The sequence below is a fragment of the Saezia sanguinis genome, from assembly GCF_003991585.1.
Lineage (GTDB): Bacteria > Pseudomonadota > Gammaproteobacteria > Burkholderiales > Burkholderiaceae_C > Saezia > Saezia sanguinis.
Map to the genome: position 1 here is coordinate 364,711 of NZ_PQSP01000001.1, position 25,911 is coordinate 390,621.

Consider the following 25,911-nt stretch of genomic DNA (forward strand, 5'->3'; position numbering starts at 1 on the left):
TTATGATGACTTGAATGCATTTGTGCTGTTATCCGGTTGCATGGCGACATCAATCTACCAGGCAGTGTAAAGACATGCGTTTGCGGCAGTCAAACGCTGCATCAAGTGATGTGAAGTGGCCCGAATGCATAAAGCATCATTGGCCCTGGTAAGAAATTTTGGAAGTAAAGAATATAAGACACCAGGGCGTGTTAACACAAAATATAGGAGTGCGAAAGTATGTTCAGGCAGATGACCAGCAAGGCAGACCGAGTGCCGTGTAGTAAATCTACACAAACGAGGGCTAACACCGCTGGGCGCTGCCTGGGCGTTTTTCCCTTCGGGCTGCCATCAGGCATAGCGTATGCTTTGTCGCACCCCGCAATCAATAGCACCGCTATTCATTTTGGTTGCTTCGCGCATCCATCTATGCCTGATGAGCTGCGCACTTCCTATATTTAGTGTTAACACGCTTTAACATGATGACCACAACAAGCATGCAGCAAGCATTGACCCAGCCCCCGCCCCCGCTGAAAGCGCATTACCGCCGCGTGATCGGCAGGCAATCGGCTGGCTTGTGCCTGCTGCTTGTTCTGATTGCTTTGTCTTTATTGTTGGATGTGGTTTTAGGCTCTTCGCGCATGGAACTGGATCAGCTGCTTGCAGCATTGTTCATGCGCACAGGCGATGCCGGCAATATGGCAGAGTTTATTGTGTGGCAGATTCGCTTACCCGAAGCGCTGATGGCTGTGGCTGTGGGCTTAAGCCTGGGGCTGGCTGGTGCGGAGATGCAGACTATTTTAAATAACCCGCTGGCAAGCCCGTTTACGCTGGGCGTTTCTTCAGCCGCAGCTTTTGGCGCTGCACTGGCAATGATATTGCAGGTCAGCATTCCAGGCGTGCCTTCGCATTGGGTGGTATCCGCCAATGCATTTATTTTTGCCCTGGGTTCGGCCATGCTGCTGGATTTGGTGGCCCGCTGGGGCGGCATGAATACGTCAGGGATTGTGTTGTTTGGTATCGCACTGGTATTTACATTCAATGCGCTGGTTTCTTTGATGCAGTACGTAGCGAGTGCAGACGCATTGCAGGCGCTGGTTTTCTGGACCATGGGCAGCCTGACCGGGTTGTCTGACGATGCCTGGGTGAAGCTGGGCATTTTGTTTGTGGCATTTGCCATGATACAGCCTTGGTCGCTTATGAATGCATGGCGCATGACTGCGATGCGGCTGGGGGAAGACCGGGCCAGCAGCTTTGGTGTCAATGTGAAGCGGTTGCGTCTGGGGTCATTGTTGCGCATCAGCATTTTGTCTGCGCTGGCGGTGGCGTTTGTCGGCACCATCAGTTTTATTGGACTGGTGGCGCCGCACATTGCGCGCCGCCTGTTTGGTGAAGATCACCGCTTTTATCTGCCGGCATCGGCATTGATTGGGGCGCTGATTCTGTCGCTGGCATCTATTGCGTCGAAAAACCTGGTGTCCGGGGCGATTGTGCCGGTGGGTATTGTCACAGCGCTGGTCGGGGTGCCTTTCTTCCTGCTGATTGTGCTGCGCCAAAGAGGTTTGTCATGACACAGCCAACCGCCAGTCACGATGTGCAGTTTGTACCTGAAACAACATCAGCAAAGGTGTTGCGCGGGCTGGAGTTGAGCGCTCTGGATATAGGTTACCGGCACAAAAAGATTTTTGAACAGTTCTCAACGCAGACACCTGTCAGGCATAGCCAGGTAACCGCGCTGTTGGGACCGAATGGCTGTGGCAAGTCCACCTTGATGAAAGCATTGGCCGGGCTGGTGCATATGCATGGCAGTGTACGGCTGGACGGGCACGAGATAGGGCACATTTCTTTTGCCGAGCGGGCCCGCAAAATTGTGTACATGCCGCAGACTCTGCCGCCTGCCGTGCACCTGCGTGTATTTGAAACCGTGTTGGTGGCTGCCAATGCCAGCGCACTTGGCTCAGGTAGCCAGACACAACAGGCGGTACTGGATGATGTGTATGCTTTGCTGGAACAGTTAGGGATAACTCATCTGGCGATGCATTATCTGGATCAGCTTTCCGGCGGGCAAAAACAGATGGTGGCATTGGCACAGGCGTTGATCCGCAATCCCCAGGTGTTGCTGCTGGATGAACCTTTGTCTGCGCTGGATCTGAATTTTCAGGTGCATGTCATGCAGTTGATACGCCAGGTGACGCAGCAGCGGCAGATGGTGACGCTGGTGGTGTTGCACGATATCAATATTGCATTGCGTGATACCGATGTGGTACTGCTGTTAAAGCCGGGGCAGCTTTATGCACAAGGCTTGCCGCAAGAGGTCATCACCGACAAGGCTTTGGCCGAAGTGTATGGCGTATCGGCACGGGTGGAAGCCTGTTCCATGGGCAGGCCACAGGTATTTGTTGACGGTCTGGTGTCTTATGCCATCTGAGATCGATTTGAGGGAAAGCAGGGCAGGTTTTGTGAAAAGAGTCATTCAAATTTTGATGCTGGTATGTGTATTTGCCGGATTCAACCTTGGCTACGCGGGCCAGCCAGATGCCCAGAATATTGCTGCGCAACCGATTGTGATTACCGATATTGCAGGCCGTACAGTGACATTACCAAAGCCGGCCTCACGCGTGGTGCTGACCCAGGCTCGGTATTTTCCGGTGCTGGGTATGATTCATCCTGATCCGGTTAGTATTCTGGCCGGCTGGTCGGATGAGTTTAAAAATTCTTATGCAGAGGAGTATGCCGAGTACCAGGGGCGTTTTCCGGCTATTGACCGCATTCCTGTGGTCGGGCAGCACACTGCAGCCAGTTTTTCAGTGGAAAGGGCGCTGGCGGTAAAGCCTGATGTGGTGATCATGACCGCGGCGTTTGCGGGTATCCGGCCTAATACAGGCAACGCTGCTGCCAGCAGTTCTCCTTTGATCCGCAGGTTTGAGGCCGCCGGTGTGCCGGTGGTGGTGGTTGATTTTTTCATAGACCCGCTGAACAACACGGTTCCCAGTATGCGTATCCTGGGGCAGGTATTGGGTTACCCGGAAAGGGCGCAGGCGTTTATCAGCTACTACGAAACACATATGCAGCGCATAGCGCAGGGGGTTGCGACACTGAAGCACAGGCCCGACGTGCTGGTGCATGCCCATGCAGGGGCAACCGGGTGCTGTAATTCTCCCGGGGTGGGTACTTTCAATGAGATGATCCAGTATGCCGGCGGGCATAACATTGGGGAAGATGTGCTGCAGACACCTACCGGCCAGCTCGGGCTGGAATACATTATCCGGCGCAACCCCGCAGTGTATGTGGCAACGGGCACCGGAAGCAACCGCCTGAAAGGATTGGTGGTGGGGGCTGACGTTGCACCGGCTGATGCGCAGCAGAGTCTGCGCCGGGTCGTGCAGCAGTCGCGCTTGCAGCCGATTATGGCGGTTCAGAGCGGTAATGCGCATGGCATTTGGCATGGGTTTAATGATTCGCCGTTGAATGTGGTGTTTATTGAGGCTTTGGCCACCTGGATCAATCCGGATGCATTCAGTGACGTTTCAGCCCAGAAGACACTGGATGAAATCAGTGAGCGTTTTCTGCTGGTGCCGATGCACGGCACTTATCTGATTGACTGGGAAAAGCCGTGACAGCCCTTGAGTTCAGGAAAGTTGCAGCAGGACATGCCGGCATGGGGTTTGACGCCATTGAAGAATGCCTGCTGTTTTCTGCCGATGGTTTGCGGCGTTACCGGATGCAGATCGGCATTCCGGCTGGCATAGAGCCTGAGGCCGGTTTTCCGGTGCTGTTCATGCTGGATGGCAATGCGGTTTTTGAGCGTTTGCGCCATTCTGAACAGCAGCCTGCTGGCCCGGTATTAGTGGTGGGGATCGGGTACGACACAGAGGTTACTTTTGTTGCCGATGGCCGTGCTTTTGACTATACGCCCCCCATTGCCAATGTGACCAACCTGCGCGACCCGCGGGTACCGACGCGCAAAGCGGGCGGGGCTGATGCGTTTATCCGGTTGCTGTCTGATACCATCATGCCTGTCATTTTTGAACGCTATCATGTCCGCCAGAACGCAACAGCTCTTTATGGGCACTCCTATGGTGCCTTGTGCGTTCTGCATACCCTGTTTACGCATACCGAACTGTTTCAGCACTGGATTGCGGTCAGCCCCTCTTTATGGTGGCATGACCGCCATATCGAAAAAGAAACGGCTGCTTATGTGGCTCAGGCACAGCATTTGCCTGCATCGGTCACCCTGATGGCAGGAACCGATGAACAACTGCGCCAGCAACCCATTGGTGTTTGCGGCATCACGGAGGCCAACAGACCGGCTGGCATCCCCACATTGCCCTGGGTGGAGTCTTTGGCAGGTCAACTGGCGGCTGTGCCTGAACTGGATGTGACGTTTTTAGCCCTACCCGGAGCGGACCACCGGGGAGCGTTGCACATGTCAATTTTCAAGGCTATGGAAGTCGTATCTTCGCGTTTTAATGCGGGTTGATTGCAGCGGGCTTTTAGGTGCTGTTGTCAATGTCCAAAAGACATCCTACAAATCGTAGGGGTTTATCTCAAATGTAGAGGCTATGCATTTAAAATGCAAATGATTATTATTATCGTTTATAGAACAACTAACCACGTCTATCTCTGCATGACAGGCAGCAGGCTTGCGCATTAGCAGGTTCGCTTGCTGGAATAAATCTGTAGTACTACCCAATATGCAGGCACAGCAGGTTAGCCAAATGAATGGCGTGAACAATCGAGTGACAGAATTTTCACATGATTTGTGCTCTGAACAGACACATCAAAGCAAAAAAGTGGATGTATGGCTTTGCCGTACCGATGCTTTTTCAATGGTGGAAGAGCTGCTGCCGTTTTTGAGCCCGCCAGAGCAGATGCGGGCACAAGCGCTCCGGCAGAAATCTGCACAACTCTCTTATGTTGTTGTGCATGCATTGCTGCGCTATCTGCTCAGCCATGTCTGGGGTTGTCAGCCGCCGGAAGCTTTTGAGCAGGGGCTTTATGGCAAACCGTCCATCAAAGGAGCACCTCTGCATTTCAGTTTGTCTCATACCGACGGGCTGGTTGCTGTTGCGGTAGGCCATGTGCCAGTGGGGGTGGATGTAGAGTCACGCCTGGTTGATAACCCTCTGACTCTGGCGCAGGCGTGTTTTGCTGAAGCGGAGCTGCTGGCGCTCAGAGTATCGGATGACCCGGCACGGATGTTCCGGCATTACTGGTGCATGAAAGAAGCCGTTGTCAAAGCCACTGGTGCGGGCATGAGCCAGCCATTGAACACATTTTCTGTACCTTCTGATGCAGCCTCGGAAAATGCATGGTGCTCAGTGCAACTGCTTTCAGGTCAGCATGTCAACGTCAGGCCTGTGGCAGTTCCGGCCATGTGGAATGCCGCAGTGGCCGTTATGCAGGCGAGTTCAGAACCGTTGGACAGCGTGGCTTTCAGGACACACTGGATTGAAGGCAAAGCGCTTGCTGATGATTTCAAATGCGATGCCACATTAACGCACAACATGTAGATAGCATCACAAAAGCAAAGGTGAAAACAATATGATTCCAGCAGAACAGAAATGGCCTGCAGAGTTTGTAGAAAAGTACCGGGCCAAAGGCTACTGGCGGGGTGAAACGTTCGGGCAGATTCTGCGCGACAGGGCACAGCAGTATGGCGACAAGGTTGCTGTGATAGACGAATACGGCCAGCAGTTAACGTATGCGCAACTGGATGAACAGGCTGACGCGCTGGCACGGGGTTTTCTGGAGATGGGTCTGAAAAAAGGGGACCGGGTTGTGGTGCATATGCCGAACAAGGCACAGTTCTTCCCGGTCATCTTTGCGTTGTTCCGTGCCGGTATGTTGCCGGTATATGCGCTGGCAGCGCACCGCATTACAGAGGTGGAGCATTTTGCGAAAACCGCGCAGGCTTGTGCTTATGTGATTGCAGACCAGGTTGATCAGTTTGATTACCGGCAACTGGCTGCCGAGCTGCAGCAAAAAGTGCCTGAGGTGCAAAAAGTGATTGTGGTGGGCGATGCCGGGCCGGAATTTACGTCGTACGACCAGGTGATGGCTTTGGGCAGGGCATCAAAGCTGCAGCCGCAGGAGCCGCACCCGCAGGAGGTGGCTTTCTTGCAAATTTCCGGTGGCAGCACCGGGCTTTCCAAACTGATTCCGCGCACGCATGATGATTACATTTACACCCTGCGTGAAAGCAATCGCATTTGCAATGTCACGCAGGACAGTGTTTTCCTGGTGGTGATACCTGTTTCACACAACTATTCAATGAGTTCTCCGGGCAGTCTGGGCGCGTTGTATGCCGGGGCCAAAGTGGTGCTGGCAGCCTCTCCCAGCCCGGAACGGGCATTTGCGCTGATTGAGCGCGAAAAGGTGACCATTACCGCGCTGGTGCCGCCGTTGCTGCTGGTGTGGCTGCAGGCTGCACCACATAATCAGTATGATATTTCCAGCCTGGAAGTGGTGCTGGTTGGCGGAGCCAAGCTGACGGCAGAAGTGGCCAAACGGGTACGCCCGGTGCTGAACACGCAGTTGCAACAGGTGTTTGGCATGGCTGAGGGGCTGGTGAACTATACGCGGCTGGATGATCCGGACGAGGTGGTGATTCATACGCAGGGCCGGCCAATCAGCTCGGATGATGAAATTCTGCTGCTGGACGACCAAGGCAACCCGGTTCCGCAAGGAGAGCCAGGTTACCTGTATACACGCGGGCCGTATACCATTCGTGCCTATCACAATAACCCGTCAGCCAACGCGCGCTCGTTTACCGATGATGGTTATTACATCACGGGCGACGTGGCAGTGATGACGCCTGAAGGCAACCTGGAAGTGCGTGGCCGCGCCAATGACCACATCAACCGGGCTGGGGAAAAAATATCGGCCGAAGAGATTGAAGACCATCTGCTGGCGCATCCGCAGGTGTTTGATGCGGCAGTTGTATCAATACCTGATGAATACTTGGGCGAGCGCTCCTGTGCGTTCATTATTCCTAATGGCGAAAAGCCGCGCGCCGTGGAGATCAAACAGTGGATTCGTTCGCGTGGACTGGCGGATTTTAAGGTGCCGGACCAGGTTGTGTTTGTAGAGCACTTTATTGAAACGGCAGTTGGCAAAACCAGCCGCAAGGAATTGCGCGCCGCGCTGCGTGAGCAGTTGCAGGCGCAGGAACAGTCTGCGGCCAAAGTCTGAGTGCGCAGAATGTGCTGAGTATGAATTATGAGTAGAAAGAATAAACAATGACAACAACCCCATCACCCATACTGACCCTGGAGCGTATGCGCGAGGATATTGCCAAGGTTTTGCATGAGGATGCCTCTGAAATTCGGGACGATGACAACCTGATTGATCTGGGGCTGGATTCCATCAGGGCGATGACGTTGCTGACACGCTGGCGCGAGGCGGGTGCGCATATTGACTTTGCCGATATGGCGCAGCGCCCTGAACTGGGGTACTGGTGGCGGTTGGTGAGAGATGGGTTGCCGCAAAATTGAATGACAGGATCGAATGATAAAAGGGCTGACGGGCAGGATGCGCAAAACTTCTGACAATATGGGATCGGCTTCCGGACACAATGCTGTCAACGGCTCTAATGGTCCGACAGCTCACACCGGTGCCAGACAGATGATGCGGCTGACGCAGGCGCAGGAAGGCTTGTGGTACGGTCAAAGCCTTGATCCGCAAAATCCGATATACAACACTGGAGAATATATTGAGATTCGCGGGCCGCTGGATGTGGTGCGGTTTACGGCGGCAGTCAACCAGGTCATGGCGGAAGCGGATGCTGTGGCGTTGCAGGTACAGGATTCACCCCAAGGGCCAGTGCAATGGATCAATGAAAAACAGCGCCCGCAATTACAGCTGATTGATTTGCGCGGCGAAGTTGATCCTGCGGCAACGGCAAAAGCGCACATGGATGCAGATATGAATACGCCGCTGGATCTGGCGCGTGACGCGCTGACAGCGCAGCGTCTGTACCAACTGGCAGATGACCATTTTTACTGGTATGAGCGTATTCATCACCTGCTGACCGATGCGTGGGGGCAGTCGCTGATCAATACCCATGTGGCTGCTTTGTACCGGGGTGATGCCGACCGCCAGCCGCTGACGCCTTATGATGTCTGGCTGAGTGACGATGCCGCTTATCGCGATTCTGCAAAAGAAAAAGACGATGCCGGTTACTGGCGTCAGGTGTTTGAACAAACGCCCATGGTGGCTGACCTGACATTCGGGCATGGCGAGGTTGCCATTACGGCAGATACAGCCATTCGCATTCAGGACGTCATGCCTGATGCATTTGAGCAGCATCTGGCCCAGTTGTGTGAGCGGGATAATCTGGCCTGGCCCGATGTTCTGACGGCACTGGCGGCGGCGTATATCTGCCGCCATACGGCCAACAGTGAAACGGTCATTGGTGTACCGCACATGGGGCGCATGGGGCAGGCCTGCGCACGCATACCGGCGACGGTCATGAATGTGTTGCCCTTGCGTGTGCTGGTTCAGGAAGAAAAACCACTGACAGCGTTTTTGCTGGATGTGAGCAGGCAGTTGCGCCAGGTACGCCGTCATGGGCGCTACCGCAGCGAACAGTTGCGCCGCGACCTGGGGCTGCTGGGCGGGCATAAACGTTTATATGGCCCATCGGTCAATATTCTGCCGTTTGATTGTGCGCAGCTTGATCTGCCGGGGCTGCAAACCATTCGCCATACACTGGGCAATGGGCCGGTGGAGGATCTGACCATCACTTTCCGTGCCGACGCACTGGGGCGCGGCATCCGGATTGAGCTGGATGCAAACCCACAGCGCTACAGCCAGATGGATGTACGCACGCATGTGCAGCGTTTGATGCATTTTTTAAATGCAGCACTTAACGCACAGACACTGGCACAGGTGCCTACACTCACGCCGGTGGAAGCCAAGCACTGGGTTTGCACCTGCAACAACACTGCGCATGATGTGCCACAGACCACGCTGGTGCATCTGATGGCACAGCGTTGGGAGCAAACACCCCAGGCGGTGGCGCTGTCGTATGAAGGCACACAACTGACCTATGCGCAACTGGAAGCCATAACCCGACAACTAGCGCAGCGCATGCGCCAGGCAGGGGTAGGGCCAGGCGATCTGGTTGCTGTGGCAATTCCGCGTTCGCTTGAACTGGTACTGGCATTGGTTGCCGTATTGCGTGCCGGTGCAGCCTATTTGCCGCTGGATGTTGAATACCCGGCAGAGCGTATTGCAACCATAGTACACGCGGCAAGTCCCCGGCTGGCGTTAAGCCATGCGTCAACCCGGCATATTCTTCCAGGTGACCTGCCTGTCTGGCCGCTGAGCTGGCCGTTTGATGCAGCAGATTATGCGTGTTCTGCAAATACGGCAGATATCGCAAATATCACAGCTGGCCAGATAGACGCACCACAGCCGCACGATGCCGCATATGTGATTTATACCTCAGGCTCTACCGGAACGCCTAAAGGGGTGGTTATTGAGCATGATGCCATTGTCAACCGGCTGTTGTGGATGCAGCAGCATTACGGCATTGGTGCCGATGAGCGTATTTTGCAAAAAACACCTGCAACGTTTGATGTCTCGGTATGGGAGTTTTTCCTACCGCTGATTTCCGGTGCAACACTGGTTATTGCACCACCGCTGGCGCATAAAGACCCGCAGCAACTGGCACGCCTGATGCAGCAAGGGCAGATTACCACCCTGCATTTTGTGCCGTCCATGCTCTCCATATTTCTGGCGCAGCTTCAAATACTTTTGCCACAAAGCCAGCCTGATTTCAGCAGGCTGCGCCGGGTTTTCTGCAGCGGGGAGGCTCTGCCGGCAGAACTGCGAGACCGTTTTCATGCCACGCTCGGCGGCCCTGAAGGGGCTCAACTGCATAACCTGTACGGCCCCACCGAAGCAGCGGTTGACGTGTCTTACTGGGATGCGTCTTTTCATGACCACTCTCCGGTGGTTCCAATTGGTTTTCCGGTCTGGAACACGCAGCTTTATGTGCTGGATAAATACCTGCGTCCGGTTCCGCCGGATGTGGTGGGACATCTGTATTTGGGTGGGCGGCAGTTGGCACGTGGCTACCTGGGGCGCGACGATCTGACGCAGGAGCGGTTCATAACCAATCCGTTCATACCTTCGGAGCGTATGTATGCGACTGGTGACCTGGCGCGCTGGCGCGAAGATGGTGCGGTGATTTTTTTGGGACGTTCTGATTTTCAGATCAAAATCCGCGGACAGCGGGTGGAACTGGAAGAGATTGAAACGCAGCTTGGCAAGGTGGATGGTGTCAGTCAGGTGGCGGTCATTGTCCGCGAGGATCAGCCGGGAGATCAGCGTATTGTGGCGTATGTGGCCTATCGCAAAGGCGCCACGTTGAGCGAGGATGTGTTGCGCCAGACGACACTGGCACACCTGCCTGACTATATGGTACCGAGTGCTTTTGTCATATTACCGGAGCTGCCTGTCACGGCGAACGGCAAGCTCGACAGAAATGCCTTACCGGCGCCGGTATGGGCACAGCATGGCGGAAAAACGCCTGTCAAGGGAACCGAACAGGCCGTGGCAGCACTGTTTGCGGAAATTCTGGGGTTGCACGAGCCGGTGTATGCCGATGATGATTTTTTTGTATTGGGTGGGCACTCGTTGCTGGCTGCGCAGTTGATGCTCAATATCCGTTCCCGCTGGGGGCATGCCATTGGCCTGGGGGCACTGTTTGAGCATCCGACGGTGGCACAGTTGGCATCTTATCTTGACGAGCTGAATCAGCAGCAACACAGCGCGGGACAGGAAGGTTTTGGAGAGGTACTGTATCTGCACAAGGTGCCCAATGAACACAGTGAGCAAGCACAACGCCGGGCACTGTTCTGCATTCATCCTGCGGGGGGCCTTGGCTGGTGTTATGGCACGCTGGCGCGCCATATCAGCCCGGAAAGAAACGTCATCGGCTTGCAGTCTCCTGCATTGGATGTGAAACAAAAGTTTCCGGGCACACTGACCGAAATGGCCCGGCGCTATGTGGATACCATGATCAACCTGCAGCCGCAAGGGCCATTCCACCTGCTGGGCTGGTCGGTGGGCGGCATCATTGCGCAGGCCATGGCCGCTGAGCTGCAAAGCCGGGGCCTGCCGGTGGGCGTGGTGGCGATGCTGGATGCCTATCCGAGTGATTGCTGGCGCAGTGAGGAGGAGATGCCTGAAGATGCAGCCCTGAAAGCATTGCTGCATATTGCCGGGCATGACCCCAAGCAGATGAGCGGTGTGGAGATGACGCGCGAATCTGTGGTTGGATTTCTGCGCCGCAGCGGACATCCGTTGGGGTATTTGAGCGACGCGATGCTGGAAGGCATTATCCGCGTGGTTGATGGTAACAACCGGCTGGTGAGAGGACACCAGCACCGCCGTTACGACGGTACTGCGCTGTATTTTCGCGCGGCACTGGATCATCAGGGCAAAAACCTCTATCCCAAACACTGGACACCTTACGTCGGCACGCTGGACGTACACGACGTACCTGCACTGCACGGGCATCTGGTTGCGCCTGAGAGCGTGGAGATTATTGCGCCGGTCTTGAATGAAGCCTTGTTGAAGATAGATGAATTGAAAGAATGAAAGCGTAAAAAAACCATTGCAGTTTAGCCGCCGCCATAACTGCCCAAAGCGACCATGGTCTGGTCGTTAACATGCCTGATTGTGTGCGATAGACGTACCGAGAACGGCAATTGATTTGTAGACACTCAAAGGAAGTTTATGGAAATGATGAATCAAGCAGGCTGGGTGCGTAAAGCCGCCGCTGCCTTCGTATTGCTGGGGGCAGCATCGTTGGCACAGGCAGACAATGCTTTCACCCAACCCGATGGCGCATTTGCAGGCAATGTGCGTTTGAGCCAGCAACAGCCGGTTTATGCAGGAACTCAGGCTGCTGTTGCAGGTAGTAACTTCAAACCGGGGCAGCAGATTACGCTGGAGCGCGGCCGTACCGTTTTGAATGCGCAGCCGTATGTGGCAGATGCAGAGGGTAAATTCAGCGGAAATATTGCCATTCCGCAGAATGCCGTCGTGGGCATGCAGCCTGTTGTGGTGAAAGTGTCCGGCCCCGATGCCGCACTGGTATTCAATCTGAAAGTATCACCGCAGGTTGCTCTCTCGGGGCAGAACCTGTATGAAATTGAGAAGACGCAACCGGCCAGTGGGTTGTACCAATCTGCCTACAGTGAAGCCAACAAGGCCTTGTTTGTCACTGCATCAGTGGGGCGCCCCCCGGTGCGCGATGCGCATATACTGCGCCTCAACCCGCAAACTCTGGCTGTAGAAGCTTCTGTGGTACCTGATGAAGCCGATGAGCGCTCAGGACTTTATGCCGTTTATGGCGTTGCGGTGGACGATAAGCACGGCACCGTCTGGGTCACCAACACCCGCCAGGGTACAGTCACTGTTTACAGCCAGAAAGACCTCTCGCTGATCAAGCGCTTTGAAAACGGCTCCATTCCGGCTGGTCGTGACGTTGTCATTGATGCCGCAAATAACAAGGCTTATATTTCTTCACCCGGTAGCGGCAATATTTATGTGGCCGATACCGATAAGCTGGAACTGATGGGTGAAATTGCAGTTTCCTCCAAAGTGCCGCGAGGCTCGTTCAAGCCCATGAGCTTGTCGCTGGATGCTGCTGCACACAAGCTCTATACCGTGAGCATGGGCACTGCCGAAGCAGCCGTTATCAACACGACAACAGGCACCGTGGAGCAAGTATATGCAATACCCGGCCTGGCTGGGGGCGCTGGTGTCAGCATCAATAGCAAGGACAACCAGTTGTTGGTAACCGGACAGAACAGCGATGGTGTGTTCATTGTAGATACCCAAACAGGTAACGTGCTGCATCAGGTTGCAACCGGTGCCGGTGCGCTGAATGTGGTTTACAACCCGCACGATGGTCTGGCTTACGTGGCCAACCGCGGCGCAGGCACTGTAACTGCTGTGAACAGCAAGGGACAGGTTGTTGCCAACCTGGATATTGGCCCGAATGTCAACCACATCAGCGTGGATAAACAGGGCAACCTTTATGTTGCCAACAAAGCGCAAGGGGAGAATAACCCGCGCAATGACCAACTGACTCGCGTTACGCCGGTGAAATGATGTTAGATAGATCATCAACCCGGATAATGAAAGGTTGGTGGTGTTTCTTTGCATCATGGTGACAGTCATGACAAAAGCCGTGCCATGCCAAAAAGCATGGTGCGGTTTTGTCTGTGTGATGTCAGTGGTTTTGAAAATCTCTGCACCAAGCAAACGGGATATCGGGTTTAAGGTACACTATAGCTGTATATATAAACAGTATTTGAGTGTATATATTGCCTGCTGCAACTGTTGCCCCCTTTTACTATCTGCATAACTTCCAGCATGTTCTGGCATGGCTGGAACAACGCTACAGCGACCTGCTGAATGCGCATGAACTGGCATTCATCCGTCAATTTGAAAAACTTCCTCAGCCTTCGCAGGCGCTGCTGGTGCGCATGGTCATGCGCAAAGGCTGTCATTTCCGGCTGAGCAAATTACACTATGAAGAAATAGGTTCCACGCAAACAGCGGTTGCGCCTTTGCTGTCAGCAGGCTGGGTAACAGATGTGCCAATGCTGGAAATGGAACAACTGTTTGCGCTGTTGAGCAAACAGGAGCTGCAGCAGTTTTTTCCTGAGCAAATTGGACATATACCGCGCAAGGCGGATATGCTGGTGATACTGAAAGCCGAATTTGCCCAGGCACGTGATCTGGCCGACTGGCTTCCCGGTTTTTCAGAGCCAGTCTATGCACTGCAATGCATGGATATCTGCGACCGCTTGCGCCTGATGTATTTTGGCAATCTGCATCAGGACTGGTCCGAATTCATATTGGCAGACCTGGGCATTTATCAGTATGAGCAGGTACCGTTTTCACCGGATTCACGTGCATTTCAGCAGCGCGCAGAGGTGGACGCTTATTTGCATTTGCAGGCGTGCAGAGAGCAGTTTGAAGCCGGCGATGCATTTGAGCAGGTGCTCAGTGAGGTCCCTGCACAGCCTTACAGCAACCCATGGCTCGAAGCGCGGCGCGGTAAGCTGCTGTTTCAGATGGCGCACTTTTGCGAGTCTGAGCAGGACTTTTCACAGGCATTGCAGCTTTATCGCCAATCTAGCCATCCGCAGGCACGTTACAGAGCTATCCGGGTGCTTGAACGTAGCGGGAATTTTGCTGAAGCCTGTACACTGACTGAGCAGGCCATGCAGCAGCCTGTCAGCGAGACAGAGCAGCAAAGCCTGCAGCGGATGCTGCCGCGTTTGCAGCGCAGGCTGAATCTATCGGCTACTGTATCCCAAAAAAAGGTGCATGCGACTGACCGGATAGATCTGACATTGCCGCAGCCCGAGCCATATTATGGCGTTGAGCTTGCTGTCTGTGACGATCTTTCGCAGCACACGGACACTTATTATGTGGAAAACGGTCTGGTCAATTCATTATTTGGCCTGCTGTGCTGGGATGCTGTTTTTGCCGCTGTACCGGGCGCTTTTTTTCATCCGTTTCAAACCGGTCCGGCCGATTTGTTTGATGCAGACTTTTTGCCGCGGCGTTCGGAGTTATTCGCCGGTTGTTTGGATCAATTGAAAACAGGGGCATATAAATCCTCTATCTGGCATACGTTTGAACAGAAACAGGGGTTGCAGTCTCCTTTTGTTTATTGGGACCTGCTGAGCGAAAAGCTGTTACAGCAGGCATTGAGCTGCTTGCCTGCGGATCATCTGCATGCATGGTTTTACCGCATGCTGCATGATATGAAAAATAACCGGGCCGGGTGGCCTGACCTGATTCAGTTCTGGCCGCAGGAGCAGCGCTACCGGATGGTTGAAGTCAAAGGGCCGGGGGACCGCCTGCAAGATAATCAACTGCGCTGGCTGTCTTTTTTTCAGCAGCATGGCATGCCTGCAGTGGTGTGTTATGTACGGTGGCAAGAGCATGACTGAAACCCCACCACCGCTGCCACAGCCTTACCGCGTTGCTGTACGCGCCTTGTGTGAATTTACCGCTAAAACCGGGGATCTTGACCTGCGCTTTACACCGTCACCCACGGCGCAGGAAGGCATTGCCGGGCACGCGCTGGTCGCGTCGCGCCGCTCGGCAACATACCAAAAAGAGGTGCCGTTGTCGGGAAGCTACCGTAATCTGACTGTTCATGGCCGGGCTGACGGGTTTGATCCGCAGCAGCAGCGTCTGGAGGAATTTAAAACATACCGTGGTGACCTGCAACGGCAACCATCGAATCACCGTGCTTTGCACTGGGCGCAATTGAAAATATATGGCTGGCTGCTGTGCCAGCAGCTAAAGCTGGACGGCATCGAGCTTGCACTGGTTTATCTGGATATCGGCAGCCAGAAAGAAACGGTGTTTGAGCAGCGTTGCCAGGCCGCAGAGTTGCAGTTGTTTTTTGAGCAGCAGTGTGAGCAGTTTCTGAGCTGGGCGCAGCAGGAGATGGCACACCGGCATGCGCGGGATGAAGCTTTGCAGGTACTGGTTTTTCCTTACCAGGGGTTTCGCGCAGGGCAAAGGCAACTGGCCGAGGCCACTTACCGGGCCGCCTGTTCGGGGGGCTGTTTAATGCTTCAGGCACCCACCGGTATCGGGAAAACCATCGGCACCTTATTTCCTTTACTGAAAGCCATGCCGGGGCAGGCACTGGACCGGGTATTTTTCCTGACGGCAAAAACACCGGGGAGGGCATTAGCATTGGGTGCACTGCAAACGCTTGAGAGAGGCGGGTTGCGGCAAAATCTGCGTATTTTGGAAATGGTGGCAAGGGATAAGGCATGTGAACACCCTGACAAAGCCTGCCATGGGGAGTCCTGTCCGCTGGCGCAGGGGTTTTATGACCGTTTATCTGCTGCACGGGATGAGGCGGTCAAAAACGGCTGGATGGACCAGAACAGCATACGCACCGTGGCCCGAAATCACCAGATATGCCCGTACTACCTGAGCCAGGAACTGGCGCGCTGGAGCGACGTGGTGGTTGCTGATTACAACTATTATTTTGATGTATCGGCCCTGCTGTTCAGCCTGACGCAAAGCAGCCAATGGCAGGTTGCCATCTTGGTTGACGAAGCGCATAACCTGATAGAGCGTGGCCGGAAAATGTATTCGGCAACACTGGACCAGGCAGATTTTCAGAATGTACGCAAGACAGCGTCTGCAGCAGTCAAAAGAAGCCTGGATCAACTGAACCGCACGTGGAACAAGCTGAGCCAGGCGCAGCCTGATGTTTATCAGGCTTATGATCAGTTGCCTGAGCCATTTTTGACGGCCTTGCAAAAAACCGTATCCAAAATCGGCGATGATCTGGCCGAACACCCGGAAGGCCTATCAGGAGATTTACAGCGCTTTTATTTTGACGCACTGCATTTTATGCGCATGGCCGAAATGTATGATGCACACTCGCTGTTTGATGTCAGCAAACAGCCGGTATACCGGGGAAGCCTGCGCAACCATGCCAGCCTGTGTCTGCGTAATATACAACCCGGCGCTTTTCTGTCTGAACGGTTTGCTGTAAGCCATTCCAGTATCCTTTTTTCAGCAACATTGACGCCGCAAAAGTTTTACCAGGACCTGTTGGGTCTGCCTGACAAGGTGCGCTGGCTGGAAATAGATTCACCTTTCGACGCCAGTCAACTGACTGTGCATCTGGTGGATCAAATATCCACCCGCTACCAGCACCGGGCGGCTTCACAGCAGCCGATTGTGGATATACTAGCCCGGCAGTTTTACTGGCAGCCAGGTAACTATCTGATGTTTTGCAGCAGCTTTGATTATCTGCAGCAGATTGATACCTTGCTGCAACAATGCCATCCGGACATTCCACGCTGGAGCCAGACCCGGCGTATGGATGAGGCTGAGCGGCAGACATTCATTGACCGCTTTGCAGCAGGCGGGCAGGGCATTGGTTTTGCCGTACTGGGTGGCGCGTTTGGCGAGGGCATTGATTTGCCGGGACAGCGGCTGATTGGTGCGTTCATTGCCACACTGGGTTTACCACAGTTAAATCCTGTGAATGAGCAGATAAAACGCCGGCTTGATGAATTGTTTGATCGCAGGGGGTATGACTATGCTTATCTGTACCCCGGTATTCAGAAGGTGATACAGGCCGCAGGGCGGGTCATCCGCACACCGCAGGACCGTGGCGTTGTCTATCTGATTGATGACCGTTTTGCTACAAACCAGGTTAAAAAGCTTTTGCCTTCATGGTGGCATATTCAACAAGGACGGATAAAGTGAAAAAGTAACTGGCTGTGACAGGCAGCAATGCAATTTGAATACCATGAAGGCCTGTTTGCTCTGGGGCCGCTTGATGATGGGTGTTATGCCGCCTGTTTCAGCATGGCGACCTTTTCGCATTCCTGTGCACATTGTTCACATGCCTTCATGCAGTGCCGATAATAGGCATGGGTATTATGTTTTGCGCACTCCTGTGCGCACTGCTGGCAGGCTTTAATGCACATTTCGCATAATCTTTGGGCATGTGTGCTTTGATGCAGCATCAGGGACACGGCGGTTTTGCACATGTCTGCGCATTGGCGTTCGAGCTGGATGCTAGCAGCCATTTCTTTGGCCTCTTTACTTTGCAGGCTGGTGGTTAAGCAGGCTTCGCAGGCGATAAAGCATTCAATGCATGATTTGATGCAATCTTTGTATGGGTTCATCATTTTCAGAGGCTCCTTTGGCGCATCAGATAATTGGATGTGTTAACACGCACTGGTACTTACTTTGTGCAATTTGAATTTATGCTATAAATTAATACATCTGAGGCACAGCGTAAATGCGGGAATTCTCTTACATGTTTCTACCTATATGGGCATTCATAGCTGAGTCTGACGGCAGAAGGCATTGAATTAAGGGTTTACCCGTTCAATAACCCTTCTGTCGGAATGTATAAGGGGCTTCATTTTTTGCAACTTTATGGGTTGGGCACAGTCTAAAATTCTTTATTGTCATTTTTTTGATGATAAAACGGTGCTGATGTTTACGGACCAGAATATGCTTTTGTACTGGGGGCCAGCATGTATCGCGGTGAACGTTTTAATGCGTACAGTCATTTAATCGGGGCTATTTTGTCACTGGCAGGCATGGTCTGGCTGATTGTCTATTCCAGCCTGCATAACGATGCCTGGAAAATTGTCAGTGCAGCCATTTATGGCACCACCATGGTGCTGGTGTATACCACATCCACGATTTACCACAGCGTACGCGGACGGGCCAAAGCCATATTCCAGCGGTTGGACCACTGTGCCATTTACCTGTTGATTGCCGGCAGCTATACGCCTTTTACGCTGGTGACGCTGCGCGGACCATGGGGGTGGTCATTGTTCGGGGTTTCATGGGGGCTGGCCATCATTGGCATCATTCAGGAAGTCTGGATTGGCAAGCGCACACAGCTGTTTTCCATGATTATTTATGTGGTGATGGGCTGGCTGGCCCTGGTTGCCATCAAACCGCTGATGGCGCTACTTTCAACCGCCGGGCTGGTATGGCTGGCTGCAGGCGGGGTGGTTTATACGCTGGGTATTATCTTTTTTCTGCTGGATGAAAAGGTCAGACATTTTCATGGTGTGTGGCACCTGTTTGTGCTGGGCGGCAGCATTTGCCAGTTTGTCAGCATTCTGCTTTATGTGAATTGAGCAGCGATATGCTTTAATAAAAAAGCCGCATTTAGCGGCTTTTTAATGGCTGAGGTGTTTTTATAACCAGGTTTTACGGTCACGGCCGATAGCATCGGCTGCCTTCATGGCATTGAACACGGTTTCAGGTGTAACGGTGCCGGCTTCATTGTGAATGGTTTCACCAGTAGCCGTTGCCGCCTGGGCGGCCTTCATCAGATCGGCATCACTGACTTTATCCAGGCCAATTTCCGCCAGAGTGGTGGGCAGGCCAACAGATTCGCAGAACCCGAACACCGTATCAATCACATCGGGTGCCTTATCTGTCAGTACCAGAGAGGTTAATGTACCAAATGCGACTTTTTCGCCATGCCAGTAGGCATGTGTAGCTTCCAGAACCGTAAGGCCGTTGTGTATGGCATGCGCGGCAGCAAGGCCGGCGCTTTCAAACCCCAGGCCGGAAAGCAGTGTATTGGCTTCAATCACACGTTCCAGTGCGGCAGAGGTGATCTGTGCCTCACACGCGACTTTGGCCTGCGGGCCATATTCGAGCAGTGTTTCAAAGCACATTCTTGCCAGCCCCAGCGCTGTGGCCGACCCCAGCCTGCCAGTCATGTTGCTTGCATGCGTTACGCTGCAGGATTGCGCCTCAAACCAGGTAGCCAGTGCATCTCCCATGCCGGACACCAGAAAGCGCGCCGGCGCTTTGGCGATGATGGCACTGTCAACCAGCACCAGATTGGGATTTTGCGGCAATACCAGATAACGGCTGAATTCTCCTGACTTGGTGTATATGACAGACAGGGCGCTGCAGGGCGCATCTGTTGAAGCCAGCGTAGGAATGATGGCAACCGGAACATTCAGCTTGTGTGCAACAGCTTTGGCGGTATCAAGCGTTTTTCCACCGCCAATGCCGGCAACCACATCAATGCCCTGGGTGGCAGACAGGCGATCGATTTCCTCGTCGCAGCATTCGCCTTCAAACACTTCAATATGGCATTGCAGCTTGCCGCCAAGCCCTTTTTCAATATCCTGCTTGAGTGCTTTTGCGGCAAACGGGTCTTCCAGCAGCAGTGCTTTTTTACCCAGGCGGGCAAGTTCTTCACCCAGCAGTTGAATGGCATTGGGACCCTGGACGTAACGTCCGGGGAAAATGGTTGTGGTGATCATGACGTGTTTCCTTCAGTTTATTATTTAAAACGATGCGAAATACTCCGCAATCGGAAAACACTATGGCATCAAACAAACGGCATGGGTTTGACCAGACACAAACTCCACGGATTCACCCCGAACGGGTATCCGATAATGAGAAATTGTGCCGTTTATCGAAAGTAATTGGCAGTGGATGAATTACAGCGTTTTTTTCTGTTGCAGCAAAGGTCGTATGAGCAGAACCGCCAGCGCGATGAGGCAAAAAACGGCACCGGCATGGAAAGTGACCGAGGCATCAAACTGCATCCACAGGAAACCGGCCAGCGCACTGGCCGGCAGCATGGCAAGGCCACAAATCAGGTTAAAAAAGCCGAAAGCCGTGCCTCTGAGGTCTGCCGGTGCTGTATTGGCAACCATGGTAGCCAGCAGGCCTTGTGTCATTCCCATATGGACACCCCACAAGGCAATTCCGGCCATCGTCACAGCCCAGTGGCTGCTGCTGGCCAGCACAACATCGGCAAGAATCAGTACCAGCAGCCCCCCGGCCAGCAGGTGCTGGTGGTTGACGCGGTCTGACAATTTACCAAACGGGTAGGCAGAGGCGCAAAAAACCATATTCATCACGACCATGACCAGTGGGATAAGCGCCAGCGCCATGCCGCTTTGCTGAGCCCGCAGTACCAGAAATGCCTCACTGAAACGCGCCAGCGTAAACACAGCGCCAATCACAACCACCCACCAGTAGGCATGGCTCAGCTTTTTCAGATTGGCCCATTTGAGCGGATTGGTTCTTTTTTCTTTAGGGACTGGCGTTGCTGGCTCTTTCAGCCCGAAAATCAACAGGGCAACGGCAATGAAGGCCGGAATAACGGCTATCCAGAATACCGCGCGGAAATCACTGGCAAATAAAAGCATCAGCGCCATGGCAAGCAGGGGGCCGAGAAATGCGCCTGCGGTATCCAGTGTCTGGCGCAGCCCGAAGGCCGCCCCCCGTATTTCTGGCGTGACGGCATCTGCGACCAGCGCATCGCGCGGAGCGCCTCTGATACCTTTGCCCAAGCGGTCCAGCAGCCGGGCCGTAGTGACCATGCCGATGCCCGAAGCCATGGCAAACAGCGGCTTGGTTAATGCTGCCAGCCCATAGCCGAAAACAGCCAGCCCTTTGCGTTTGCCCAGGTAGTCACTCAAAGCGCCGGAGAATATTTTGACGATCAATGCCGTGGCTTCAGCCAGCCCTTCAATGATGCCAACTGTTAGGGCGCTGGTTCCGAGCACCGTCACCATAAAAAGCGGCATCAGGCTATGGATCATTTCAGATGAAATATCCATCAGCATGCTGACAAACCCCAGTATCCAGACCGTTGCCGGAATTTTTTGGGATGTACTCGTCTGGGGTGCTGTGGGCATGGCAGAAGAAAACTAGATTTTAGACAGGGAGGGCTGTGCAGCGTCTGTTGAAACAATCGGCTCCAGATGCGTGGAGACATTGGCTCCGCCGAGCAACTGGCTGATTTTAGCTTCAATCTCATCCAGCAGATCGTGCGACTTGCCCACCTGCCAGTCAGCCGGAACCAGGATATTGACTAAAACAAACCGCTGGCTGCCCGAAACCCGGGTTTTCAGGTGGGTATACAGCACATGGCGCGGTGCATAGGTTTGTAACAGTTGCTCAATTTTTTGAATTTCCGCTTCAGACAGGGAACGGTCCATCAGGCCGTTGACAGATTCTTTCATCAGCTTATAGCCTTCAGACAGAATATGAAATGCCACGCCAATCGCAAGCAGGGCATCCAGCCACAGCCAACCGGTCAAGAGTACCGCAATCAGTCCGATCACAATACCTGCCGTTGTCCACACGTCAGTCATCAGATGGCGTCCATCTGCCCTAAGTGCAATGGAATTCAGGCGCTTGCCGGCGCGTATCAAAACCTGTGCAACGGCAAAATTCAATGCGGTACTGACCACAGAGAAAATCAAACCGATATTCAGTGCTTCTAAAGGCGCCGGTTGAAAAAGCCGTGGAATCGCTGTGTACAGAATCAGCCCGGCAGCGATAAAAATCATGGCGCCTTCCAGCCCACTGGCAAAGTATTCGGCTTTGCTGTGCCCGAAAGGGTGCTGCTCATCAGGCGGCGTATAGGCAATGCGCAGCATGACCAAGGCAAAAAGTGCGCTGAACAGGTTGACGAAAGACTCCATCGCATCAGAAAGCAAACCGACAGAGCCGCTGATACGCCACGCAATCATTTTAAGCGTGATCGTCACGAGTGCCGCAACGATAGACAGCCAGATATAGCGTTTAACCTGTTGGGCGCCAGCCGCCGTGTTTTGCCCTGACTGGTTTTCTGCAATGTGATCGACTGCACTCATTTCAGAACTCTAAAACCACTGGGGCATGATCACTGGGGCGCTCGTTTTTACGCGGCTGTTTGTCAATGCTGCACGCACAGACAGTGCTCTTCAAGGCATCACTGACCAGAATATGGTCAATGCGCAGCCCCTGGTTTTTGCGAAATGCCAGGTTGCGGTAATCCCACCAGCTCCAGCTTTTAGGGGGCTGTTCAAACAGGCGGAATGCATCGTGAAGCCCCAATGCGATCAGGTTTTGAAAGTGTGTGCGCTCTTGCGGCGTGCACAGAATCTGGTCTTTCCAGGCAACGGGGTCATAAACATCATCATCGGTTGGTGCAATGTTAAAGTCACCAGCCAGAATCAGTTTGGAATGGTTCTCCAGATGCTCTTTGACCCAGCGCTCCAGTGCCTGAAGCCATGACATTTTATATTCAAACTTGTCGGTGCCAGGGGCCTGTCCGTTGGGGAAGTAGGCACCAATCATGCGCACATCGCCTACTGTTGCGGCAATGATGCGTGCCTGGTGGTCGTCAAAACCGGGAATGTTATGAGAAATATCGGTGACGGCTTCGCGCGAAATAATGGCCACACCGTTATACGTTTTCTGGCCAAAGCAGGCCGATTGATATCCTGCTTGGGCAAAGGCATCGTGCGGAAATTTGTCATCCGTGAGTTTGGTTTCCTGCAGTACCAGCGTATCAGTGCCGGTATCGGCTAGCCACTGCAAAACCTGCGGCAGGCGCACAGAAAGGGAGTTCACATTCCAGGTAGCAAATTTCATAGGGACGATCAAAAAAATGAGAGAAACAACCAGTGATTATGCTACAAAATAACAGGCAGCTTATTTGGAGAATACCGTATTCATATCACTGGTGGGTCTGTTCGTATTGAGAATGCTTTTGTTTCTTTTTTAAATGATCAAAATTAGGACTTATAAAGCATCGCATATTTTCGAAAAAGCATAATCAGGCAAAAAGCAAGATGTATGTATTTTCATGGTATTCCAACTCATATCTTTGCTCATACCCATTTCACAAAATGAATGAAACGGGTATTTGTGCAGTGAGCTTCATTCCGCTATTTTGTATGTCAACTGTACTGTTGAGCTGACAGAAATCATACCAGCAGCTGAACTTGCATCGTCTCCATCGTGACCAGAGCCTATTGGGGACTGGTAGGCATTTTGTACACTGTTGGCGTTCATGGGTGAGCGCTGTGCATAGTAGCTGGAATATCCGCTATCTTCCGTAACATAGACAATTTCTCCCAGTTTAATTCCTACAGCGCTTGTCAGTAAGGTCGCTTTTTCACGGGCAGCCTGAATAGCGTTTAATCGGGCCTGATCACGGTGCTCGCGGGCTTTGGAAGAAGAGAACTGAATATTTTCGATGGTGTTGATGCCCAGATCCATGACTCCGTAAATAATCTGGTTGTATTTATCCACATCGTTCAGTGTGACCGTTAATGACTGCTGCACAAGGTAGTATTCCAGTTGCAGGTTGTTTGTGCTATTGCTGCTGTACCTGGGTTCAATCTGAATATTGGCTGTTTGAATGTGTTTGGACTCAATGCCATTTTTCTGGGAGAAGGCAATGACATCGCGAATGACGCGGGCCATATTGTCTTTGGCGGTATTCAGATTCGAGGTGCGGTCATGAATGCCCAATGTCAGGCTGACCCGGTCTGGCCTGACGTGAACAACAGCGCTTCCTGAAACCGTGAAGTATTGGTAACGAGCATTTGTCGTATTCAAAGTCAAAGGTTGCGCATGCGCGCTCAGTTGCATGCTTAAGGCCAGTGATATAAAAAGAAAAGTCATTTTCAACAGCTTCATAGATAATCCTTCTGAATATTGTTTTTTGATTATATGAATGTGAAAAACTGACTTTGTCATTAATTTGTAAAATATTTGAAATAAAAAACTCTCGAAGCTTTGAAAGGCATTCGAGAGTTCTGAAGTCGTTTTTAGAGCAGTTTATTCCCACTCAATTGTTGCCGGTGGTTTGCTGCTGACATCGTAAGTTACGCGGTTGATGCCGCTGACTTCATTGATGATGCGGCCTGAAACTTTTTTGAGTAAATCATAGGGCAGAGGGGCCCAGTCGGCGGTCATGAAGTCGCTGGTTTGTACGGCGCGCAGTGCCACCACGTATTCGTAGGTGCGGCCATCGCCCATCACACCCACGCTTTTGACCGGCAGGAATACGGTGAATGCCTGGCTGGTGAGGTCATACCAGTTTTTACCACTGGTCGGGTCTTTGAAGTTGCGCAGTTCTTCAATAAATATGGCATCAGCCTGGCGCAGCAGGTCGGCATATTCTTTTTTAACTTCGCCCAGAATACGCACGCCAAGCCCCGGGCCGGGGAAGGGGTGGCGGTAAACCATTTCAGGCGGCAGTCCGAGCGCAATGCCGAGTTCACGCACCTCATCTTTGAACAGGTCTCTGAGCGGCTCCTGCAGTTTAAGCCCCAGTTGCTCGGGCAGGCCGCCCACATTGTGGTGGCTTTTGATGGTAACAGCTTTTTTGCTTTTGGCTCCGCCGGATTCGATCACATCCGGGTAAATGGTGCCTTGCGCCAGGAATGTAGCCCCTTTGCTGCCTGCATGTGCCTGCTTGAGTTTGCTGGCTTCTGCCTTGAATACTTCAACAAATTCGCGCCCGATGATTTTGCGTTTTTGTTCCGGGTCTGTGACACCTTTGAGGTGGCTTAGAAACTGTTCACTGGCATCCACATGCACGACTTTGGCGTGCAGCTTGCCTTTGAACATGTCCATGACCATGGCACCTTCATTCAGGCGCAGCAGGCCATGGTCAACAAACACGCAGGTCAGTTGATCACCAATGGCACGATGGATTAAAGCGGCCGCAACGGATGAGTCAACACCGCCGGAGAGGCCGAGAATGACTTCTTCATCGCCCACCTCTTCTTTGATTTTGGCAACGGCCTCGCTGATGTAGTCGCCCATCACCCAGTCGGGGCTGGCCTTGCAGATGTCCAGCGCAAAGCGTTCCAGAATGGCTTTGCCTTGTTTGGTGTGTGTTACTTCGGGGTGGAACTGTACACCGTAAAAATGGCGTGTATCGTCTGCTATGCCGGCAATCGGGCAGGTTGGGGTGCTGGCCATCAGTTTAAAACCGGGGGGTAGGGTGACCACCTTGTCGCCGTGGCTCATCCACACGTCAAGCAGCCCGTGGCCTTGTTCGTTGGTGCTGTCTTGAATGCCTTCAAGCAACTGTGTGTGACCATGTGCACGGATCTGTGCAAATCCGAATTCGCGCTTATGTCCGCCTTCAACCTGACCGCCGAGCTGATAAGCCATGGCTTGCATACCATAGCAGATGCCCAGCACAGGGACGCCAAGCTCAAAAACACTTTGCGGTGCTTTGTCGGTGCTTTCTTCATATATGCTGGCATGGCTGCCGGAAAGGATAATGCCTTTCAACTGCCCGTCGCTGGCGTATTGTTTGATCCATTCGTTACTGACATCGCAGGAATGTACTTCGCAATACACGTGGGCCTCACGGATGCGGCGTGCAATCAGTTGTGTGACCTGAGAACCAAAATCAAGGATGAGAATTTTCTGATGCATGGAGAATAGTTTTTCAATGACGCAAAGGGTTTTGTAAAACAGGTTCGAAAAGTGAATGTCAAAGCAATATAAAAAACCACTGCCTGCAAAGCACAAACAGCGGCATTATACGGCTGTGCCGCAGATACGCTGTGATCAGACCAGCAACATCACCAAGCGTACATG

The 25,911-nt window shown here is 53.0% G+C and carries 18 protein-coding genes; 12 read left to right on the forward strand and 6 right to left on the reverse strand.

Annotation, left to right across the window (positions count from 1 at the left end):
* Window positions 1–461: 461 nt before the first annotated feature.
* The 12 genes from CUZ56_RS01640 (at window position 462) to trhA (ending at window position 18,671) form a co-directional block, all read left to right on the forward strand.
* The gene (locus tag CUZ56_RS01640; protein WP_239442019.1) at window positions 462–1,550 is read left to right on the forward strand and encodes a FecCD family ABC transporter permease; all 1,089 of its coding nucleotides are present in this window, start codon (window positions 462–464) and stop codon (window positions 1,548–1,550) included.
* The gene (locus tag CUZ56_RS01645; RefSeq protein ID WP_126977598.1) at window positions 1,547–2,407 is read left to right on the forward strand and encodes an ABC transporter ATP-binding protein; all 861 of its coding nucleotides are present in this window, start codon (window positions 1,547–1,549) and stop codon (window positions 2,405–2,407) included. Before CUZ56_RS01640 ends, CUZ56_RS01645 begins: the two co-directional genes overlap by 4 nt.
* A gap of 31 nt (window positions 2,408–2,438) precedes the next feature.
* The gene (locus tag CUZ56_RS01650) at window positions 2,439–3,596 is read left to right on the forward strand and encodes an ABC transporter substrate-binding protein (RefSeq protein ID WP_239441947.1); all 1,158 of its coding nucleotides are present in this window, start codon (window positions 2,439–2,441) and stop codon (window positions 3,594–3,596) included.
* Window positions 3,593–4,459, forward strand: a complete 867-nt coding sequence (locus tag CUZ56_RS01655; protein ID WP_126977600.1) for an alpha/beta hydrolase — start codon at window positions 3,593–3,595, stop codon at window positions 4,457–4,459. The genes CUZ56_RS01650 and CUZ56_RS01655 overlap by 4 nt, the downstream gene beginning before the upstream one ends.
* 238 nt (window positions 4,460–4,697) lie before the next feature.
* A complete protein-coding gene (locus CUZ56_RS01660) occupies window positions 4,698–5,492 on the forward strand; it encodes a 4'-phosphopantetheinyl transferase family protein (RefSeq protein ID WP_162615222.1) in 795 nt (264 codons plus the stop codon).
* Window positions 5,493–5,523: 31 nt separating this feature from the next.
* Complete coding sequence (locus tag CUZ56_RS01665) at window positions 5,524–7,173, forward strand: (2,3-dihydroxybenzoyl)adenylate synthase (protein WP_126977604.1); 1,650 nt, start codon at window positions 5,524–5,526, stop codon at window positions 7,171–7,173.
* 47 nt (window positions 7,174–7,220) lie between these two features.
* Window positions 7,221–7,475 carry a phosphopantetheine-binding protein gene (locus CUZ56_RS01670; protein ID WP_126977606.1) on the forward strand — a complete coding sequence of 85 codons (255 nt, stop codon included), beginning with the start codon at window positions 7,221–7,223 and terminating at the stop codon, window positions 7,473–7,475.
* Window positions 7,476–7,512: 37 nt separating this feature from the next.
* Window positions 7,513–11,592 (forward strand): amino acid adenylation domain-containing protein, encoded by a 4,080-nt coding sequence (locus tag CUZ56_RS01675; protein WP_239441952.1) that lies wholly within the window; start codon window positions 7,513–7,515, stop codon window positions 11,590–11,592.
* Window positions 11,593–11,736: 144 nt separating this feature from the next.
* A complete protein-coding gene (locus tag CUZ56_RS01680; RefSeq protein ID WP_126977608.1) occupies window positions 11,737–13,113 on the forward strand; it encodes a YncE family protein in 1,377 nt (458 codons plus the stop codon).
* 206 nt (window positions 13,114–13,319) lie between these two features.
* Window positions 13,320–14,972 (forward strand): VRR-NUC domain-containing protein, encoded by a 1,653-nt coding sequence (locus tag CUZ56_RS01685; RefSeq protein ID WP_239441955.1) that lies wholly within the window; start codon window positions 13,320–13,322, stop codon window positions 14,970–14,972.
* Window positions 14,965–17,271, forward strand: a complete 2,307-nt coding sequence (locus CUZ56_RS01690; protein WP_126977610.1) for an ATP-dependent DNA helicase — start codon at window positions 14,965–14,967, stop codon at window positions 17,269–17,271. Before CUZ56_RS01685 ends, CUZ56_RS01690 begins: the two co-directional genes overlap by 8 nt.
* 782 nt (window positions 17,272–18,053) lie before the next feature.
* The gene (gene trhA, locus CUZ56_RS01695; RefSeq protein WP_126977612.1) at window positions 18,054–18,671 is read left to right on the forward strand and encodes a PAQR family membrane homeostasis protein TrhA; all 618 of its coding nucleotides are present in this window, start codon (window positions 18,054–18,056) and stop codon (window positions 18,669–18,671) included.
* Between the two features lie 60 nt (window positions 18,672–18,731).
* On the opposite strand, the gene CUZ56_RS01700 is transcribed toward trhA, so the two are convergent.
* The 6 genes from CUZ56_RS01700 to guaA form a co-directional block, all read right to left on the reverse strand.
* Window positions 18,732–19,820 carry a glycerol dehydrogenase gene (locus CUZ56_RS01700; RefSeq protein WP_126977614.1) on the reverse strand — a complete coding sequence of 363 codons (1,089 nt, stop codon included), beginning with the start codon at window positions 19,818–19,820 and terminating at the stop codon, window positions 18,732–18,734.
* A gap of 180 nt (window positions 19,821–20,000) precedes the next feature.
* On the reverse strand, window positions 20,001–21,209 hold the full coding sequence (locus CUZ56_RS01705; RefSeq protein ID WP_126977616.1) for an MFS transporter: 1,209 nt from the start codon (window positions 21,207–21,209) through the stop codon (window positions 20,001–20,003).
* Window positions 21,210–21,221: 12 nt separating this feature from the next.
* The gene (locus tag CUZ56_RS01710; protein ID WP_126977618.1) at window positions 21,222–22,172 is read right to left on the reverse strand and encodes a cation diffusion facilitator family transporter; all 951 of its coding nucleotides are present in this window, start codon (window positions 22,170–22,172) and stop codon (window positions 21,222–21,224) included.
* A 1-nt stretch (window position 22,173) separates the two neighbouring features.
* On the reverse strand, window positions 22,174–22,935 hold the full coding sequence (gene xth, locus CUZ56_RS01715) for an exodeoxyribonuclease III (protein ID WP_126977620.1): 762 nt from the start codon (window positions 22,933–22,935) through the stop codon (window positions 22,174–22,176).
* Between the two features lie 288 nt (window positions 22,936–23,223).
* Entirely contained in the window at window positions 23,224–23,988 is a 765-nt protein-coding gene (locus CUZ56_RS01720) for an SIMPL domain-containing protein (RefSeq protein WP_162615223.1), read from the reverse strand.
* Between the two features lie 141 nt (window positions 23,989–24,129).
* On the reverse strand, window positions 24,130–25,746 hold the full coding sequence (gene guaA, locus CUZ56_RS01725) for a glutamine-hydrolyzing GMP synthase (protein WP_126977624.1): 1,617 nt from the start codon (window positions 25,744–25,746) through the stop codon (window positions 24,130–24,132).
* Window positions 25,747–25,911 lie beyond the last annotated feature (165 nt).

Bases quoted from the DNA above. Each gene is read 5' to 3' on its own strand.
- CUZ56_RS01640 (WP_239442019.1), top strand. From the start codon at position 462: ATGACCACAACAAGCATGCAGCAAGCATTGACCCAGCCCCCGCCCCCG.
- CUZ56_RS01645 (WP_126977598.1), top strand. From the start codon at position 1,547: ATGACACAGCCAACCGCCAGTCACGATGTGCAGTTTGTACCTGAAACA.
- CUZ56_RS01660 (WP_162615222.1), top strand. From the start codon at position 4,698: ATGAATGGCGTGAACAATCGAGTGACAGAATTTTCACATGATTTGTGC.
- CUZ56_RS01665 (WP_126977604.1), top strand. From the start codon at position 5,524: ATGATTCCAGCAGAACAGAAATGGCCTGCAGAGTTTGTAGAAAAGTAC.
- CUZ56_RS01670 (WP_126977606.1), top strand. From the start codon at position 7,221: ATGACAACAACCCCATCACCCATACTGACCCTGGAGCGTATGCGCGAG.
- CUZ56_RS01675 (WP_239441952.1), top strand. From the start codon at position 7,513: ATGCGCAAAACTTCTGACAATATGGGATCGGCTTCCGGACACAATGCT.
- CUZ56_RS01680 (WP_126977608.1), top strand. From the start codon at position 11,737: ATGATGAATCAAGCAGGCTGGGTGCGTAAAGCCGCCGCTGCCTTCGTA.
- CUZ56_RS01690 (WP_126977610.1), top strand. From the start codon at position 14,965: ATGACTGAAACCCCACCACCGCTGCCACAGCCTTACCGCGTTGCTGTA.
- trhA (WP_126977612.1), top strand. From the start codon at position 18,054: ATGTATCGCGGTGAACGTTTTAATGCGTACAGTCATTTAATCGGGGCT.
- CUZ56_RS01700 (WP_126977614.1), bottom strand. From the start codon at position 19,820: ATGATCACCACAACCATTTTCCCCGGACGTTACGTCCAGGGTCCCAAT.
- CUZ56_RS01705 (WP_126977616.1), bottom strand. From the start codon at position 21,209: ATGCCCACAGCACCCCAGACGAGTACATCCCAAAAAATTCCGGCAACG.
- CUZ56_RS01710 (WP_126977618.1), bottom strand. From the start codon at position 22,172: ATGAGTGCAGTCGATCACATTGCAGAAAACCAGTCAGGGCAAAACACG.
- xth (WP_126977620.1), bottom strand. From the start codon at position 22,935: ATGAAATTTGCTACCTGGAATGTGAACTCCCTTTCTGTGCGCCTGCCG.
- CUZ56_RS01720 (WP_162615223.1), bottom strand. From the start codon at position 23,988: ATGAAGCTGTTGAAAATGACTTTTCTTTTTATATCACTGGCCTTAAGC.
- guaA (WP_126977624.1), bottom strand. From the start codon at position 25,746: ATGCATCAGAAAATTCTCATCCTTGATTTTGGTTCTCAGGTCACACAA.